At 60.3% G+C, this 15,737-nt stretch carries 14 protein-coding genes; 10 read left to right on the top strand and 4 right to left on the bottom strand.

From position 1 onward, the window contains the following. Positions 1-226 precede the first annotated feature (226 nt). Positions 227-688 (top strand): ATP-dependent zinc protease family protein, encoded by a 462-nt coding sequence (locus tag ACQKPC_RS08965; protein WP_173667533.1) that lies wholly within the window; start codon positions 227-229, stop codon positions 686-688. Further along, positions 685-1,590, top strand: coding sequence for a 30S ribosomal protein S6--L-glutamate ligase (gene rimK / locus ACQKPC_RS08970; protein WP_007903081.1), 906 nt, complete (start codon positions 685-687; stop codon positions 1,588-1,590). The genes ACQKPC_RS08965 and rimK overlap by 4 nt, the downstream gene beginning before the upstream one ends. 126 nt (positions 1,591-1,716) lie before the next feature. On the opposite strand, the gene ACQKPC_RS08975 is transcribed toward rimK, so the two are convergent. Together ACQKPC_RS08975 and ompR are read right to left on the bottom strand one after the other, a co-directional pair. Then, positions 1,717-3,030 carry an ATP-binding protein gene (locus tag ACQKPC_RS08975; protein WP_063341947.1) on the bottom strand — a complete coding sequence of 438 codons (1,314 nt, stop codon included), beginning with the start codon at positions 3,028-3,030 and terminating at the stop codon, positions 1,717-1,719. A gap of 114 nt (positions 3,031-3,144) precedes the next feature. Further along, positions 3,145-3,885 carry a two-component system response regulator OmpR gene (ompR, locus tag ACQKPC_RS08980; RefSeq protein WP_007903084.1) on the bottom strand — a complete coding sequence of 247 codons (741 nt, stop codon included), beginning with the start codon at positions 3,883-3,885 and terminating at the stop codon, positions 3,145-3,147. A 360-nt stretch (positions 3,886-4,245) separates the two neighbouring features. On the opposite strand from ompR, the gene ACQKPC_RS08985 reads away from it, so the two are divergent. The 6 genes from ACQKPC_RS08985 (at position 4,246) to tauC (ending at position 11,796) form a co-directional block, all read left to right on the top strand. Continuing rightward, positions 4,246-6,570 (top strand): Tex family protein, encoded by a 2,325-nt coding sequence (locus ACQKPC_RS08985; RefSeq protein ID WP_008076563.1) that lies wholly within the window; start codon positions 4,246-4,248, stop codon positions 6,568-6,570. Continuing rightward, a complete protein-coding gene (locus ACQKPC_RS08990) occupies positions 6,570-6,953 on the top strand; it encodes a PaaI family thioesterase (protein ID WP_218399306.1) in 384 nt (127 codons plus the stop codon). The genes ACQKPC_RS08985 and ACQKPC_RS08990 overlap by 1 nt, the downstream gene beginning before the upstream one ends. A 339-nt stretch (positions 6,954-7,292) precedes the next feature. Further along, a complete protein-coding gene (gshA, locus tag ACQKPC_RS08995; RefSeq protein WP_427624171.1) occupies positions 7,293-8,876 on the top strand; it encodes a glutamate--cysteine ligase in 1,584 nt (527 codons plus the stop codon). A 301-nt stretch (positions 8,877-9,177) separates the two neighbouring features. After that, positions 9,178-10,155, top strand: coding sequence for a taurine ABC transporter substrate-binding protein (gene tauA, locus ACQKPC_RS09000; RefSeq protein WP_427624172.1), 978 nt, complete (start codon positions 9,178-9,180; stop codon positions 10,153-10,155). Between the two features lie 16 nt (positions 10,156-10,171). Further along, positions 10,172-10,966 (top strand): taurine ABC transporter ATP-binding subunit, encoded by a 795-nt coding sequence (tauB, locus tag ACQKPC_RS09005; protein ID WP_427624174.1) that lies wholly within the window; start codon positions 10,172-10,174, stop codon positions 10,964-10,966. Next, positions 10,963-11,796 (top strand): taurine ABC transporter permease TauC, encoded by an 834-nt coding sequence (gene tauC, locus ACQKPC_RS09010; protein WP_427624175.1) that lies wholly within the window; start codon positions 10,963-10,965, stop codon positions 11,794-11,796. Before tauB ends, tauC begins: the two co-directional genes overlap by 4 nt. A 74-nt stretch (positions 11,797-11,870) precedes the next feature. Here tauC and ACQKPC_RS09015 read toward each other — a convergent pair whose 3' ends face one another. Both ACQKPC_RS09015 and ACQKPC_RS09020 read right to left on the bottom strand, forming a co-directional pair. Beyond that, on the bottom strand, positions 11,871-12,182 hold the full coding sequence (locus ACQKPC_RS09015) for a DUF6916 family protein (protein ID WP_008076576.1): 312 nt from the start codon (positions 12,180-12,182) through the stop codon (positions 11,871-11,873). Positions 12,183-12,237: 55 nt separating this feature from the next. Further along, positions 12,238-12,825 (bottom strand): phage tail protein, encoded by a 588-nt coding sequence (locus ACQKPC_RS09020; RefSeq protein WP_427624176.1) that lies wholly within the window; start codon positions 12,823-12,825, stop codon positions 12,238-12,240. Positions 12,826-13,071: 246 nt separating this feature from the next. Between ACQKPC_RS09020 and ACQKPC_RS09025 the strand changes: the two genes are divergently transcribed. Together ACQKPC_RS09025 and ACQKPC_RS09030 are read left to right on the top strand one after the other, a co-directional pair. Further along, positions 13,072-14,643: a glycosyltransferase family 39 protein gene (locus ACQKPC_RS09025; RefSeq protein WP_008076580.1), complete on the top strand. Its 1,572-nt coding sequence runs from the start codon at positions 13,072-13,074 to the stop codon at positions 14,641-14,643. A 159-nt stretch (positions 14,644-14,802) separates the two neighbouring features. Continuing rightward, complete coding sequence (locus ACQKPC_RS09030) at positions 14,803-15,639, top strand: sulfotransferase family protein (RefSeq protein WP_427624177.1); 837 nt, start codon at positions 14,803-14,805, stop codon at positions 15,637-15,639. The last annotated feature ends 98 nt before the right edge of the window (positions 15,640-15,737 follow it).

Raw genomic sequence — 15,737 nt, forward strand, 5'->3', positions numbered from 1 at the left:
ACCTCATTCTGAAATATCGATGAACTGTACTACCGTTTCTGTCGTGCCATGAATCACCACGCTGTGGATTAGAATGCAGGCATTCCCCCGCACATTGAGGGATGGAAATTCGGGCCGTAGATATCTGTCGCCTTTTACCCATTATTCTGCGTGAATACCGCGAATTCGGCCGCACGCGGTCTGAGCGGTTTTTGCCGGTTGAGCACTTTTGAAGACATTTGACCATTTGACCGTTATCGGTCTGCGCGAGTGGGTGGCGCTCCCGGATTTGGGAGTCGCTGGCCTTCGGGCAAAAATCGACACCGGCGCCAGCACCTCCAGCCTGCATGCCACCGACATCGAGCCGTTCGAGCGCGACGGGGAACAGTGGGTGCGCTTCACTGCGCACCTGGGCACGGTGGTGCAACTGCGGCACCGACGCTGTGAAGCCCCGCTGGTAACGAGGAAAACCATTAAAAGCTCCAATGGCCATGCGCAGATGCGCTATGTGGTCAGCACCACCCTGGCCCTCGGTGATCGGGTCTGGCGGGTCGAGTTCACCCTTGCCTGCCGCAAGTCCATGCGTTATCGCCTGTTACTCGGTTCCAAAGCCCTGATCGACGGCCAGTTGGTGGTCAATCCGGGCATCAAATATGTACAAGACAAGCCGGTGTTCCCGGTATCTACCTTCTCCACAGGTGTTGCATGAAGATCGCTGTGCTGTCGCGGAACCCGCGTCTGTATTCCACCCGTCGTCTGGTCGAAGCCGGTATAGAGCGTGGCCATGAAATGGTGGTGATCGATACCCTGCGCGCCTACATGAACATTGCCAGCCACAAGCCGCAGATCCACTACCGTGGCAAACCGCTGGAGGGTTTCGATGCAGTGATTCCGCGGATCGGTGCATCGGTGACGTTTTACGGCTGCGCGGTGCTGCGCCAGTTCGAAATGATGGGGGTGTTTCCGCTCAACGAATCGGTAGCCATTGCCCGTTCGCGAGACAAACTGCGGTCGCTGCAATTGCTGTCGCGCCGGGGGATCGGTTTGCCAGTCACCGGCTTTGCCCACTCCCCGGATGACATTCCCGACCTGATCGAGATGGTCAACGGCGCACCGCTGGTGATCAAGGTGCTGGAAGGCACTCAGGGCATCGGTGTGGTGCTGTGTGAAACGGCCACGGCGGCGGAATCGGTGATCGAGGCTTTCATGGGCCTGAAGCAAAACATCATGGTTCAGGAATACATCAAGGAAGCCGGCGGCGCGGACATTCGTTGTTTCGTGGTTGGCGACAAGGTGATCGCGGCGATGAAGCGCCAGGCCAAGCCGGGGGAGTTTCGCTCCAACCTGCATCGCGGTGGCAGTGCGAGCCTGATCAAGATCACACCGGAAGAACGCATGACCGCGTTGCGAGCGGCGAAGGTCATGGGGTTGGCGGTGGCGGGGGTGGATATCCTGCGCTCCAATCATGGGCCGCTGGTGATGGAAGTGAACTCGTCGCCGGGGCTGGAAGGGATTGAAACCACCACCGGGAAGAATGTGGCGGGGATCATTATTGAGCATCTGGAGAAGAATGGCGGGCCGAATATGACGCGGACCAAAGGTAAAGGCTGAAGCTGACTCGGTGATCGTTCCCACGCTCTGCGTGGGAATGCAGCCCGGGACGCTCCGCGTCCCCTCCAGAGCCGAACGCGGAGCGTCCGAAGAGGCATTCCCACGCAGAGCGTGGGAACGATCGGGTTAGACGGCATCCCTCGGCAACATCAACCCAAGCGGCAACCGCACCCGCGCTTCCAGCCCACCACCGGAGCGGTTGCGCAGCTCGACATTCCCGCCATGCATCGAAGCGATCCGCTTCACGATCGCCAACCCCAACCCGGTCCCCTTACCGCCCCGGGCCCGATCGCCACGGGTGAACGGGTTGAAGATCGCCTCCAGCTCCGATGGGTCGATTCCCGCGCCACGGTCCATGACGCTCAATACCACATACGGCGCACTGGAATCTCCGGACACATAAGCCGCCACTTCAACGCCGCTGCCGGCGTGATGCAAGGCATTGCCGATGAGGTTGTTCAGCAACCGTTTCATCGACACCCGCCGTAGCGGGAACGGCTGGATCGGTTCGAGGCGCAAGCGCACTCTCTCTTCGTTCTGGTTATATGGCGCGGCAACTTCGCGAACCAGATCGCTCAGGTCCACTTCTTCCACCGACTCATCACGTCCGTCACGAATGAAGGCCAGGAACTGATCCAGAATCGCGTCCATGTCTTCGATGTCGCGGATCATGTCGTCTGTCAGGTCACTGTGGGCACCCATCAGTTCCAGGGACAGCCGCAAACGGGTCAGGGGCGTGCGCAGGTCGTGGGAGACCCCGGCCAGCATCAGTTCTCGCTCGCGGCCGGCTTGTTCGACGTCTTCAGCCATTTGGTTGAAGGCGCGATAAACCTCGGTCATTTCGCTCGGTGTATCGCTGATCGGCAGGCGCACGCTGCGGCCCTGACCCAGTTGCCTCGCGGCATAGACCAGGCGTTTTAGCGGTTGATTGAGCTGGCTGACGAAAATCCACGCCGAGGCGGTGGACAGCAGGCCGATGGCGAGGAACCAGCCGAGCACATTCCAGATTTTCTGGCCGCGCAATGGGTGCGGATACAACGGCACTTTCAGCCAGCCATCGCCCAGGCTGGGTGCCCGCACCCACAGCGCCGGCGGTGAGTGCATGCGTAATCGCACTTCGGTGTCGGCGCCCAGTTCATCCTGCATCTGGCGCTGGTAGATCTCGCTGTAAGGCCAGTGTTGTTCGCCTTCCGGCACACCGGCACCCACCACCCGAATCAGGGTCGCGGCATCGGCGATCTTGGTGCGATTTTCTTCGTCGGCGGCCCAATAGGCACGCAGCGTCAGGGCGACGCCGTGGCTGTATTGGCGATCCACCAGCACATCTTCGTTCATCAACAGATAAACCAGGGTCAGCGCCTTGGAGAACAGGACGACGATCAGCACCAGCCACAGGGTGCGGGAGAAGAAGCTCTGGGGGAACCAAACAGGGGTTTTCATGAGTAACCGCTACACACTTGCAGGAGCGAGCATGCTCGCATATTGCGGATCACGGGTCTGCGGGAAAGGTCATCTGACCCCTTGCCCGCAAGACCCGCTCCTACAAATCACCGATCACTTCGTGGCGGCGCCATCCGGAACGAACACGTAACCCACGCCCCAGACAGTCTGGATGTAGCGTGGTTTGGACGGATCGGGTTCGATCATCCGGCGCAGACGGGAAATCTGCACGTCGATGGAACGCTCCAGGGCATCCCACTCGCGGCCACGGGCCAGGTTCATCAGTTTGTCGCGGGTCAGTGGCTGACGCGCGTTCATGACCAACGCCTTGAGCACCGCAAACTCACCGGTGGTGAGCATGTGCACTTCGTCGCCGCGCTTGAGTTCGCGGGTGGCCAGGGACAATTCGTAGTCACCGAAGGTCACGCTTTCGTCTTCGCTGCCCGGGGCGCCCGGCACCGGTGCCGCCTGACGACGCAGAACCGCTTTGACCCGAGCCATCAGCTCGTCCGGGTTGAACGGCTTGGCCAGGTAATCGTCGGCGCCCAGTTCCAGTCCCTTGATGCGGCTAAGCTCATCGCCCTTGGCGGTCAGCATGATGATCGGAATCTGATTGTTCGCCGTGCGCAGGCGGCGGCAAGCGGTCAGGCCGTCTTCGCCGGGCAGCATCAGGTCGAGGACGACCAGGTTGAACACTTCACGCGCCAGCAGGCGGTCCATTTGTTCCGTGTTCGGGACGGCGCGGGCACGGTAGCCCTTGCTGACGAAAAAGCGCTCCAGCAGGCTGCTCAGCCCGGGATCGTCGTCAACAATAAGAATTTTTTCGCCTTCAGCAATGTTTGCAGTGCTGCTCATTGGATGCTCCTTTGATCTCGGCGCGCATTATGGCGTAGCTGCCGTTATACGCACCGTGTGCATTGTTAGCAGATTTTTCCTTCACCGCCAGAAATCCGGGCATTGTGCCTACAGCCCGCGATGCCCCCGAATGGACAGAACGCTGGTTATAATGCGCGGCCTTTTGTGTCAGGCAACGTCTGATCGTTACTGTAAGCAGCCGCTTTTTTTTCATGGCGCGGGCAGTAATTGTTCGATTTCACGGGTCAACGGGAAGCCTGTTGACCCAGGTAGCGGCGCACGCCAGGCCGCTCAACCAGACTCGCCGAGCCCTTATCTCTGCGCCTGCGAGCCTGCTTTCACAATTTGTCAGGTGGTTTTATGGACAGCATCAACAGCCGCATCGCCGAGGAACTCGGTGTACGCCCACAACAGGTCGAAGCGGCCGTCGCGCTACTCGATGAAGGGTCTACCGTTCCCTTCATCGCCCGCTACCGGAAAGAAGTGACCGGCAGCCTCGATGACATCCAGTTGCGTCATCTGGAAGAGCGTCTGCGCTACCTGCGAGAACTCGACGAACGGCGGATCAGCATCCTCGCCAGCATTCAAGAGCAGGGCAAACTGACCCCGCAACTCGAACGCGACATCAAACTCGCCGACACCAAGACCCGTCTCGAAGACTTGTACCTGCCGTACAAGCAGAAGCGCCGCACCAAGGGCCAGATCGCCCTGGAAGCCGGCCTCGGCGAACTGGCCGACGGCCTGTTCAACGACCCGACCCTGAACCCTGAAGCCGAAGCCGCGCGTTTCATCGACGCCGAAAAAGGCGTGGCCGATGTGAAAGCCGCCCTTGAAGGCGCCAAGTACATCCTCATGGAGCGCTTCGCCGAAGACGCTGGCCTGCTGGACAAATTGCGCAACTATCTCAAGCAGGAAGCCACCCTCAGTGCCCGCGTGATTGCTGGTAAGGAAGAGGAAGGTGCCAAGTTCCGCGACTATTTCGAACACGACGAACCGCTGAAAAGCATGCCATCGCACCGCGCGCTGGCGATTTTCCGTGGCCGCAACGAAGGCATTCTCAGTTCCGCGCTGAAAGTCGGCGATGAACTGCCGGGCACCATGCACCCGTGCGAAGGCATGATCGGCCAGCAATTCGGCATCCAGAACCAGAACCGTGCCGCCGACAAATGGCTGGGCGAAGTGGTGCGCTGGACCTGGAAGGTCAAGCTCTACACCCACCTGGAAACCGACCTGCTGGGCGAGCTGCGCGACGGCGCAGAAACCGAAGCAATCAATGTGTTCGCACACAACCTGCACGACTTGCTGCTGTCGGCCCCGGCCGGCCCGCGCGCCACCCTGGGCCTCGACCCGGGCCTGCGCACCGGCTGCAAGGTCGCCGTGGTCGATGCCACCGGCAAGCTGCTGGATCACGCCACGGTTTACCCGCACGTGCCGCACAACAAGTGGGACCAGACCCTCGCCGTGCTCGCCGCCCTGTGCGCCAAGCATTCGGTGGACCTGATCGCCATCGGCAACGGCACCGCCAGCCGTGAAACCGACAAGCTCGCCGCTGAGCTGATCAAAAAATACCCAGCCATGAAGATGACCAAAGTCATGGTCTCCGAGGCCGGCGCATCGGTTTACTCGGCGTCGGAACTGGCTTCCAAGGAATTCCCGGACCTCGACGTATCGATCCGTGGCGCGGTATCGATTGCCCGTCGTTTGCAGGATCCGCTGGCCGAGCTGGTGAAGATCGATCCGAAATCCATCGGCGTTGGCCAGTACCAGCACGACGTGTCGCAGCTGAAACTGGCGCGCGGCCTGGACGCGGTGGTCGAGGACTGCGTGAACGCCGTGGGCGTCGACGTCAACACCGCTTCCGTGGCGCTGCTGGCGCGCATCTCCGGCCTCAACGCGACCCTGGCGCAGAACATCGTCAGCCACCGCGACGAGCACGGCGCCTTCAAAACCCGTGCGGCGTTGAAGAAAGTCGCGCGTCTGGGTGAAAAAACCTTTGAACAGGCTGCAGGCTTCCTGCGCGTAATGAACGGCGACAACCCGCTGGATTCGTCCGCGGTCCACCCGGAAGCCTATCCGCTGGTGCAGCGCATTGCCGCTGAAACCGACCGCGACATTCGCTCGCTGATCGGCGACGCGAGCTTCCTCAAACGTCTCGATCCGAAGAAGTACACCGACGAAACGTTCGGCTTGCCGACGGTCACCGACATCCTGCAAGAGCTGGAAAAACCCGGTCGCGACCCGCGTCCCGAGTTCAAGACCGCCGAGTTCCAGGAAGGCGTCGAAGACCTCAAGGACTTGCAACTGGGGATGATCCTCGAAGGCGTGGTCACCAACGTGACTAATTTCGGCGCTTTCGTCGACATCGGCGTGCATCAGGACGGTTTGGTACATATCTCCGCGCTGTCGGAGAAGTTCATCAAGGATCCGCGCGAAGCGGTGAAGGCCGGTGATGTGGTCAAGGTGAAGGTCATGGAAGTCGACATCCCGCGCAAACGCGTTGGCCTGTCGATGCGTATGAGCGACACCCCGGGCGAGAAAATCGACGGTGCCCGTGGCGCGCGTCCGGGGTCGGCACCACGCCAATCCCAGAACACCGCACCGCGCAAGGAAACCACGGCAGCAGCCCCGGCCAACAACGCCATGGCCTCGCTGTTCGCTAACGCCAAACAGTTGAAAAAACGCTGATGGAAATCCCGGCCGGCTTGACCGAAAGCGCGTTTTTCAAGCTGCTGGGGTGTCGCTTGCACAGTCTGGAAACCGGGGTGGCGCAAGTCGCCCTGGTGCTTGCGCCAGAACTGCGCAATCGCGGCGGCAAACTGCACGGCGGCGCTTTGTTCAGTCTGGTAGACATTGCCATGGGGCTGGCCTGTTCCAGCACCCACGGCTTTGACCAGCAGAGCGCAACCATCGAGTGCAAGATCAACTACATCCGCGCCGTCGCCGACGGTGAAGTGATGTGCACGGCACGGGTGATCCATCCGGGCCGCCGCACGCTGGTGGTCGAAGCCGACGTGATGCAAGGCGACAAACTGGTCGCAAAAGCACAAGGCACGTTCGCTGTCCTGTAGCCCCCAATCATCAATTTGAGTTAATTTCGGCGCTGTGACTGCAGCGTCGGAGTTTTCTGTGGGAGCGCCTGTGGCGAGGGGGCTTGCCCCCGTTTGAGTGCGTAGCACTCACAAGATCCTGGAACATCAGAGATTTTGGGGCTGCTTCGCAGCCCAACGGGGGCAAGCCCCCTCGCCACAGCCCGCTCCCACAGGGAATTGCGGTGATCAATCCTTAATTGGCTGGCATCTGTTCTGTGCGGCTCAAGAACCAGGCGAAAACGCCAGTTTTAACTTCACCCTTGTAGACCGTCTTGCCCACCCCCATATTGGGGCGACTGACGCGTGAAGGAATCCAACTTGAGCGAACTTCTCAACCGCCGCCTGGCTCTGCTCGGCGAGCGCGCTAACCTCTCTCTGCTCGAACAGTGCCTTCACGGCATCGAACGTGAATGCCTGCGCGTAACCAGCGAAGGTCGCCTGGCGCAAACGCCGCACCCGGAAGAATTGGGTTCCGCGCTGACCAACGAACAAATCACCACCGACTATTCCGAGTCGCTGCTGGAATTCATCACGCCGGCCCTGCCAGACCCGGTGGATACCCTGGCGAGCCTCGATAAGATCCATCGGTTTGCCTACAGCAAGCTCGGCAACGAGTACTTGTGGAGTCCATCGATGCCGTGCCCGTTGCCGGCCGAGGAAGACATCCCGATCGCTTATTACGGCACTTCCAACATCGGGCAGCTCAAGTACGTCTATCGCAAGGGCCTGGCGTTGCGTTACGGCAAGACCATGCAGTGCATCGCCGGGATCCACTACAATTTTTCCCTGCCGGAAAAGCTCTGGCCCCTGCTCAAAGAGGCTGAAGGCTTTGACGGCACCGATCGCGACTATCAGTCGTCGGCCTACATCGCGCTGATCCGCAACTTCCGTCGCTATAGCTGGCTGCTGATGTACCTGTTCGGTGCCTCGCCTGCCCTGGACGCCGGTTTCCTGCGCGGTCGCTCGCATCAGTTGGAACAGCTGGACCCGGACACGTTGTACCTGCCGTACGCCACCAGCCTGCGCATGAGCGATCTGGGTTACCAGAGCAACGCCCAGGCCGGTTTGACGCCGTGCTACAACGATCTGACCAGCTACACCGACAGCCTGCGCAAAGCGGTGGCCACGCCTTACCCGTCGTACGTCGAGATCGGTACGCACCAGGACGGTGAGTGGGTTCAGCTCAACACCAACATCCTGCAGATCGAAAACGAGTACTACTCCAACATCCGCCCGAAACGCGTGACCTACACCGGCGAACGGCCGATTCAGGCGCTGGTGGCCCGTGGCATTCAGTACGTCGAAGTGCGCTGCCTGGACATCAACCCGTTCCTGCCGATGGGCATCGACCTCACCGAGTCGCGGTTCCTTGATGCGTTCCTGCTGTACTGCGCGCTGAACGACAGCCCGCTGCTGACCAGTACCTCGTGCGGCAACGCGACCTCGAACTTCCTCAGCGTGGTCAAGGAAGGTCGTCGTCCAGGCCTGCAATTGCAACGCGACGGGCTCCCGGTAGACCTCAAGGAATGGGCCGGCGAATTGCTGGAAAAGATTGCGCCATTAGCGGCATTGCTGGATCAGAGCCATGGCGGCGATGCTCACAGCAAGGCACTGGACGCACAGCTGGCCAAGGTCAAGGACTCGTCCCTGACGCCATCGGCTCAGGTGTTGGCGGCGATGGCCGAGCACAAGGAAAGTTTTGCTCAGTTCTCCTTGCGTCAGAGCCAGGCGCACGCAGAGTTTTTCCGCAGCGAGCCGCTTTCAAGCGCAGAACAGACTAGATTTGAAGAGTTGGCACGTTCGTCGCTGGCTCAGCAGGTGGAGCTGGAACAGAACGAAGTTGGCGATTTCGATGTGTTTGTCGGGTCGTATCAGGCGAGTATTCTGGCGATCAGCAACTAAACTCTGAAGGTCCTTCGGACCTTTTCGCGGGCAAGCCTCGCTCCTACAGGTTTTATGATCGTTCCCACGCTCTGCGTGGTAATGCCTCAAGGGACGCTCCGCGTCCAGGTGACGCGGAGCGTCACCGGCTGCATTCCGATGCGGAGCGTGGGAACGATCGATAAAAAGCGATACACAACTATGCTCCCTTAGAATTTTCCGCTCATAAGGTAATTCGAAAAAGTTATTTATTTTCGGATTCTTATATCATTTAGTCTCCTTTTCACGCCGACTCTCGGTCGCCTGACAAGGAGCTTTCCCGATGAAACTGACTTCTCCTCTTCGCCTTCTGGCCGCCGCGTTTCTGGCTTCGGCGAGTTTCCTGGCTCAGGCGGCAGATGTGACCGTCGCCTACCAGACCACCGTTGACCCGGCCAAAGTCGCCCAAGCCGACGGCACCTACGAAAAAGCCACCAAAGCCGACATCGACTGGCGCAAATTCGATAACGGCGCCGACATTATTGCCGCCATCGCTTCCGGCGATGTGCAAATCGGCTACCTCGGTTCCAGCCCCCTGACGGCGGCAATCACCCGCAAAGTCCCGGTGGAAACTTTCCTCATAGCCACTCAGATAGGCGCTGCCGAAGCGCTGGTTGCGCGAGACGGTTCCGGGATCAAGACCCCGCAAGACCTGATCGGCAAGAAAATCGCCGTACCGTTCGTTTCCACCGGCCACTACAGCCTGCTGGCCGCGCTGAAACACTGGAACATCGACCCATCGAAAGTCACCGTGCTCAACCTCGCGCCGCCAGCGATCATTGCTGCGTGGAAACGCGGTGATATCGACGCCACCTACGTCTGGGACCCTGCCCTCGGCGTGGCCAAGGAGAACGGCAAAGTGCTGATCACCTCGGGCGAGTTGGCCAAGTTCGGCGCACCGACTTTCGATGCCTGGATCGTGCGTAAGGATTTCGCCGCGAAGCACCCGGAAATCGTCACCGCGTTCGCCAAAGTGACTCTCGATGCCTACGCCGACTACCGCAAAGACCCAAAAGCCTGGCTCGCCAACCAAAGCAATGTCGACAAACTGGTGAAGCTCTCCGGTGCCAAGGCCAGCGACATTCCATTGCTGCTGCAAGGCAACGTGTTCCCGCTCGCGGCTGATCAGGTGATCACCCTCGGCGCGCCGACTACCAAGGCCATCACCGACACCGCAGTGTTCCTCAAGGAACAGGGCAAGGTCGAGGCCGTGCTGCCGGACTACGCGCCGTACGTCAGCGCCAAATACATCACCAACTGATCGGGAGTTAACCGCAATGGCTTTGCTACAGCTGGAGCGTATCTGCGCACAGTATCCCGGCGCAGCGGAACCTGTGCTGGCGGATATTTCCCTGAGCCTGGGGCCCCGGCAGTTGCTGGTTGCCCTCGGCCCGTCCGGCAGTGGCAAGACCTCGCTGTTGAACCTGATTGCCGGTTTTGTCGAACCCAGTTCCGGGCGCATCACCCTTGACGGTGTGCCGGTCAAAGGCCCGAGCGCCGAGCGTGGCGTGGTGTTCCAGGACGACGCCCTGCTGCCTTGGCAGGACGTGCTGGCCAACGTCGGTTTCGGTCTGGAGCTGGCTGGCGTTGCCAGGGACAAACGCGAAATTCGCGCCCGGGAAATGCTCGCGCTGGTGGACCTTTGCGGTTTCGAACACCGCCGAATCTGGCAACTCTCGGGCGGGCAGAAACAACGTGTCGGCCTCGCTCGCGCCCTCGCCGCAGACCCTCGGGTTTTGCTCATGGATGAGCCCTTCGGTGCGCTCGATGCCTTCACCCGCGAACAGATGCAGGAGCTGTTGCTGCAAGTCTGGCAGCGCACCGCCAAACCGGTGTTCCTGATTACCCACGACATTGAAGAAGCGGTATTCCTCGCCACGGATCTGATTCTGCTGGCGCCTGATCCTGGGCAAATCGTCGAGCGCCTGAACCTGGATTTCGGTCAGCGTTATGCCGCCGGTGAGTCGGCACGCTCGATCAAGTCCGACCCGCGCTTTATCGAAACCCGCGAACACGTGCTCGCCAAAGTGTTCTCCCAACGCAGTGCCGTCCAGCGACAGGAGCGCGCATGAGCACCTATGAAATTCCCGCCGCGACGGTGAAGTCGAGCTCGACGGTCATTGCGCTGCGTCGCAGTTTGAACACACGCTGGATCAGCGTACTAACGCTGGTCGCTCTCGTTGCCATTTGGTGGGCCGTCACGGCCACAGGTTTGATCGAACCGCTGTTCCTGCCGCCGCCGTCCGCCGTGCTGCAAAAAGGCTGGCTGCTGGTAACCACCGGCTACATGGATTCGACCTTGTGGCAGCATTTGGGCGCAAGCCTCAGCCGTATTGGCCTGGGCCTGGGCTTCGCCGTGCTGACCGCCGTGCCGGTGGGCATCGCCATCGGCCACAATCGCATCGCTCGCGGCATTCTTGATCCGCTGATCGAGTTCTATCGCCCGATTCCGCCGCTGGCTTATCTGCCGCTGATCGTGATCTGGTGCGGTATCGGTGAGTTGTCGAAAGTGTTGCTGATCTACCTGGCGATCTTCGCGCCGATCGCGATAGCCACCGCCACTGGCGTACGCACCGTCGACCCGGCGAAATTGCGCGCCGCACAGTCGCTGGGTGCGACTCGGGCGCAGTTGATTCGGCATGTGATTCTGCCCAGTGCCTTGCCGGACATTTTGACCGGCGTGCGGATTGGTCTGGGTGTGGGTTGGTCGACATTGGTGGCCGCCGAGTTGATCGCCGCCACCAGTGGTTTGGGCTTCATGGTGCAATCGGCCGCGCAATTCCTGGTCACCGATGTGGTGGTGCTGGGGATTCTGGTGATCGCGCTGATCGCTTTCGCCATGGAAATGGGCCTGCGTGCCCTGCAACGCAAACTCGTGCCATGGCATGGCCAGGCTCACTGAGTATTCAATGTGGGAGGGTCTATGGCGAGGGGCAAGCCCTGCGGCAGCTCCTACATAAGGCGATCGGCGTCGCTTTAATTGAACGCGATGTAGAAGTAGCCCAGCTGTGGATCCCGCCCCATCGGGGGGACCCTCGACACGAAAATGTCTTTCACCCGGCCCAGTTCCGGCAATTCCATCACACACAAGCCATCGACAAAGTCAGTGGGTTGCAGGCTATTGAACTCGACGCTGAACGGCATGCGCTCGCTGTTTGGCAGCTGTGAGCGGGGCGTTTCTGCAAGGGTGTCGATATGGATCGGCAGTTCACTGCCATCGGGCAGCCGCAGCGTCCCCGTCTTGCCCAGCAGTGCCTGAAAGTGTTGGCTTTGAACCTGTTGCAGCATGGCATCACTCCATCAGCAAAAGTGGCCGGGGGATTGGCATCCCCCGGCCAGACCCTCAGTTGCGCGAAGGGAAAAGACCGTTCAGGGCGATGCTGAAGTTGAGCACCAGGAACGGGTTCATCACCTCCATGGGCAAGCCGTTGCCGGCGGACGAGATTTCCCCTGTTACCGTAGTGGCCACGCCCTTGAGCGGTACGGCCGCAGCACCTTGCTGATCGGAGTAAATACTCGCCGAACCGGGACCGCCGCCCGAGGCACCAATGAACGAGTTGGTTGCGGTCGGGTTGGTGACCGGGTTGCTCGCCGGGCTGGCCAGTTGCAGGGTGGTGGTGGCCGTGAGTCCGGACAAGGCGTGGGTGTGGTTGGGCAGGTTAGTGATGGTCGCGGTGACGTTTTCGGTCCCGGAGGCTTCGCCGATGACGCGCGGGGTCAGGCCCAAGCCGTTGCCCATGGCGACTGGCATGCGACCTTGCAGGTTGGGCAGCATGAAATTGGTGGTGCCATTGCCTCCGTAGTAGGTTCCCAGCAGTGCGAAAACCGTGTTGTATTGCGCGATGCTCAGCGTCTGGCCGTTGCACAGGGCCCAGCCGTTGGGCGCGAAGTTAAAGGCGAAAGACTGAATAGTGCCGATGAATACTTCCATGGTTCCTCATCCCTCAGGTTAGTGTCTGATACGTCACGTTGCAGGCCCGGTTAACCGGGCAGTTCGCGCTGATCAGCCGACTCCTTTCATCTCCGTGGCTGGGTCACGCCACGCCAAAGCGTAGACGCTGATCGGAATGATTGCCGGACGTCGTCCGTCGCAAGGCCAGCATCGACGTCGGGCTCGCGCCTGTCCTACAGTGCTGGGGAAGCTTCGGTTTTCACATGGCCGTTGCAAGGGGAGGTAATGGAGGCGCGCAGAGAAACACCGCTGGGCGATACTCAGGACCCGCATGCGATGCCGGGGTTGTGGGCGGCTGTCCGTCGCTTGCTGCGATGGGCGCGGGAGCACTGGCTGTTGTCGATCCTGGTATTGGCCGCGCTGGCGCGTTTTTACGACCTGACAGCGGCGGCGATCTGGGGCGACGAAGGGTCTAGCTTGTTGCTGAGCCAGTATTCCCTGGCCGGGATCTGGGAACATGCGGCTCATGATGTGCATCCACCCCTGTATTTCATGCTTCTGCACGGCTGGATCGGCCTGTTCGGCGACGGCATTTTTTCGATTCGCTGCCTGAGTGCGCTGCCGGGGATTGCCACGGTGGGGCTCGGCGTCTGGCTGGTGGACCTGCTCGCGACCCGCCGCGCCGCGTTGCTGGGCGGAGTCCTGCTGGCGCTGCTGCCCACGGCGGTGCGTTACAGCCAGGAAGTGCGGATGTATTCGCTGCTGGGCCTGTGGCTGATCGGCGCCACGATCGCCTTGATGTATTGGATCAGGCGGCCGCAACGCACGCGCTATCTGGTGATGTACACCCTGCTGATGAGTGCCGCGTTCTACACCCATTATTTCACGGCGCTGTGCGTGCTTTGTCACTGGCTGTATCTGGGACTGATCCGCGTGCAGCCAGGGTATCGATTGCGGCACATTCAGCGCTCCGGCTGGTGGCTGGCCAATATGGCGATTGTGGCGTTGTACCTGCCATGGCTGCCCAGTCTGTTCGATCTGGTGCAGCACATGGATCAGCTCAAAGCCAATGGCGATGTGGGGTGGGAGGCGCCCGTCACGCTCGGCTCACTGCCTTCAATGATCTGGTCGTTCCTGATCCAGGACGATGGCGAGAACCTGCCCACACTGATTTTTATTGCGTTGCCACTGGCGCTGCTGGCCCTGGCGGGCGTGGCGCTGGCGCGCGATCGCAGTGTTTTCCGTGGCAGTGCGCTGGCGCTGATCTACACCGTTCTCCCGTTGTTGTTGGTATTTGCGGTGTCGTTCATATCGCCGGTGTTCATCGAGCGTTACCTGACCGCTTATGCCCTGGGCTTGCCGATGCTTGTGGCGCTGGCCATCGATCGTTTGTACGCGGACTTCAAGGTAGTGGCGCTGGCCGTGCTGATGCTGTTTGTCGGCGTCGAACTGGTGGGGCTGAAGAACAATGCCACGGTGGATACCGACGATCAGATCAGCGTCATGGTCAGCTATGTGAACCAGCACTTCGCTCCCGGCGACCGAATCGTCACCAGCGACATGCTCTGGTACCTGAGTTATGTCTATTACAACCGCACTGATGCCAAACCATTGCTGTACACGCCGCCGTTGGCCAATGGCAGGTCGAGCCGGCCGAACGCTTACGGTTTTGGCACGTTGGTGACCGGTGAGGTCTATCTGGATAGCCTCGGCAGCTTGCCCAAGGGCAATGGTCGCGTCTGGCTGGTCGGTAGCGTCGATGGACCGGACGAGTTCGCCCCTTTGCCCGAGGGCTGGCAACGCATCGGTGAAACCGGGGCGGGAGGCGCCAGGGCACGCTTGTATGTGCTGAACTAAGCCCGTGTTTTCAAGGCTTAATCGATTCATCTTTCAGCCGGTTATATCAATCGTTTTTTCCAGTCGATTTAGCTCCGATTTGATATCAAAGCACCACTAGTCGCAACACCATTCATGGTCTACGCTCGTCACGTAAAAGGACTTATGACGGGTGAATGGATGCAGCACTTTCACTTTATTTCCGGCTTGCCGCGTTCAGGCTCGACCCTGCTTTCTGCCATTCTTTTGCAGAATCCGCGTTTTCATGCCGGTATGACCAGCCCCGTGGGGGCGCTCTTTTCCGGTGTTCTGGAACAGTGCAGCGCCGGCAGCGAATTCGGTGCGGTGATCGACACCGACCTGCGTCGCCGTCTGTTGCGTGGCCTGTTCGACTCTTACTACGCCGACAAGGCCGAAAAACCGGTGGTGTTCGACACCAATCGCCTGTGGAGTTCGCGCCTGCCGGCGATCAGCGATCTATTCCCTCAAGCCAAAATCATTGCCTGCGTGCGCAATGTCGCTTGGGTCATGGACAGCATCGAGCGCCTGTATCGCGCCAACCCCTTCGAAAACACCAAACTGTTCGGTGATGCGGTCGAACGCAACACGGTCTATAGCCGCTGCGAAACCCTGGCCCAGCGCAATCGGCTGGTGGGGTTTTCCTGGGCCGCCCTGAAGGAAGCCTATTACGGCGAACACGCCGATTCGTTGCTGATCATCGATTACGACCTGCTGAGCCAGGCGCCTGAGCGGGTGATGCGCCTGGTCTACGATTTCATTGGCGAACCCTGGTTCGAACATGATTTCGACCATTTGGCCTACGACGCACCGGAGTTCGACCAGGCCCTCGGCCTCTCGGGGCTGCATAAGGTGAAGGCCAAGGTCCAATTGCAATCCAGGCGAACGATCCTGCCGCCGGATCTGTTCAAGCAGTACGCCGAGTTGTCTTTTTGGCTCGATGGCTCAGCCAGCGCCGCCAATGTCATTCGTATGAAAGCCGACGCCGCGATCAGTTGATCGCGGCGTTTTCATTGATGCGTCTAAAAGTTCGAGTCCGGGTGAGCAGCATGTGGTGGAGCAAAGGCAAGTCGCGGGTTACCGAAGGCGCACGAGCG

It is taken from the genome of Pseudomonas sp. NPDC089918 (genome assembly GCF_050280605.1).
Taxonomy (GTDB): domain Bacteria; phylum Pseudomonadota; class Gammaproteobacteria; order Pseudomonadales; family Pseudomonadaceae; genus Aquipseudomonas.

What these genes read in the sequence shown, in the direction of transcription:
- tauB (WP_427624174.1), top strand. Translation starts at nt 10,172, where the DNA reads ATGGCTTTGCTACAGCTGGAGCGTATCTGCGCACAGTATCCCGGCGCA.
- ACQKPC_RS09030 (WP_427624177.1), top strand. Translation starts at nt 14,803, where the DNA reads ATGCAGCACTTTCACTTTATTTCCGGCTTGCCGCGTTCAGGCTCGACC.
- ompR (WP_007903084.1), bottom strand. Translation starts at nt 3,885, where the DNA reads ATGAGCAGCACTGCAAACATTGCTGAAGGCGAAAAAATTCTTATTGTT.
- rimK (WP_007903081.1), top strand. Translation starts at nt 685, where the DNA reads ATGAAGATCGCTGTGCTGTCGCGGAACCCGCGTCTGTATTCCACCCGT.
- ACQKPC_RS08975 (WP_063341947.1), bottom strand. Translation starts at nt 3,030, where the DNA reads ATGAAAACCCCTGTTTGGTTCCCCCAGAGCTTCTTCTCCCGCACCCTG.
- tauA (WP_427624172.1), top strand. Translation starts at nt 9,178, where the DNA reads ATGAAACTGACTTCTCCTCTTCGCCTTCTGGCCGCCGCGTTTCTGGCT.
- tauC (WP_427624175.1), top strand. Translation starts at nt 10,963, where the DNA reads ATGAGCACCTATGAAATTCCCGCCGCGACGGTGAAGTCGAGCTCGACG.
- ACQKPC_RS09025 (WP_008076580.1), top strand. Translation starts at nt 13,072, where the DNA reads ATGGAGGCGCGCAGAGAAACACCGCTGGGCGATACTCAGGACCCGCAT.
- ACQKPC_RS09020 (WP_427624176.1), bottom strand. Translation starts at nt 12,825, where the DNA reads ATGGAAGTATTCATCGGCACTATTCAGTCTTTCGCCTTTAACTTCGCG.
- ACQKPC_RS08990 (WP_218399306.1), top strand. Translation starts at nt 6,570, where the DNA reads ATGGAAATCCCGGCCGGCTTGACCGAAAGCGCGTTTTTCAAGCTGCTG.
- ACQKPC_RS09015 (WP_008076576.1), bottom strand. Translation starts at nt 12,182, where the DNA reads ATGCTGCAACAGGTTCAAAGCCAACACTTTCAGGCACTGCTGGGCAAG.
- ACQKPC_RS08985 (WP_008076563.1), top strand. Translation starts at nt 4,246, where the DNA reads ATGGACAGCATCAACAGCCGCATCGCCGAGGAACTCGGTGTACGCCCA.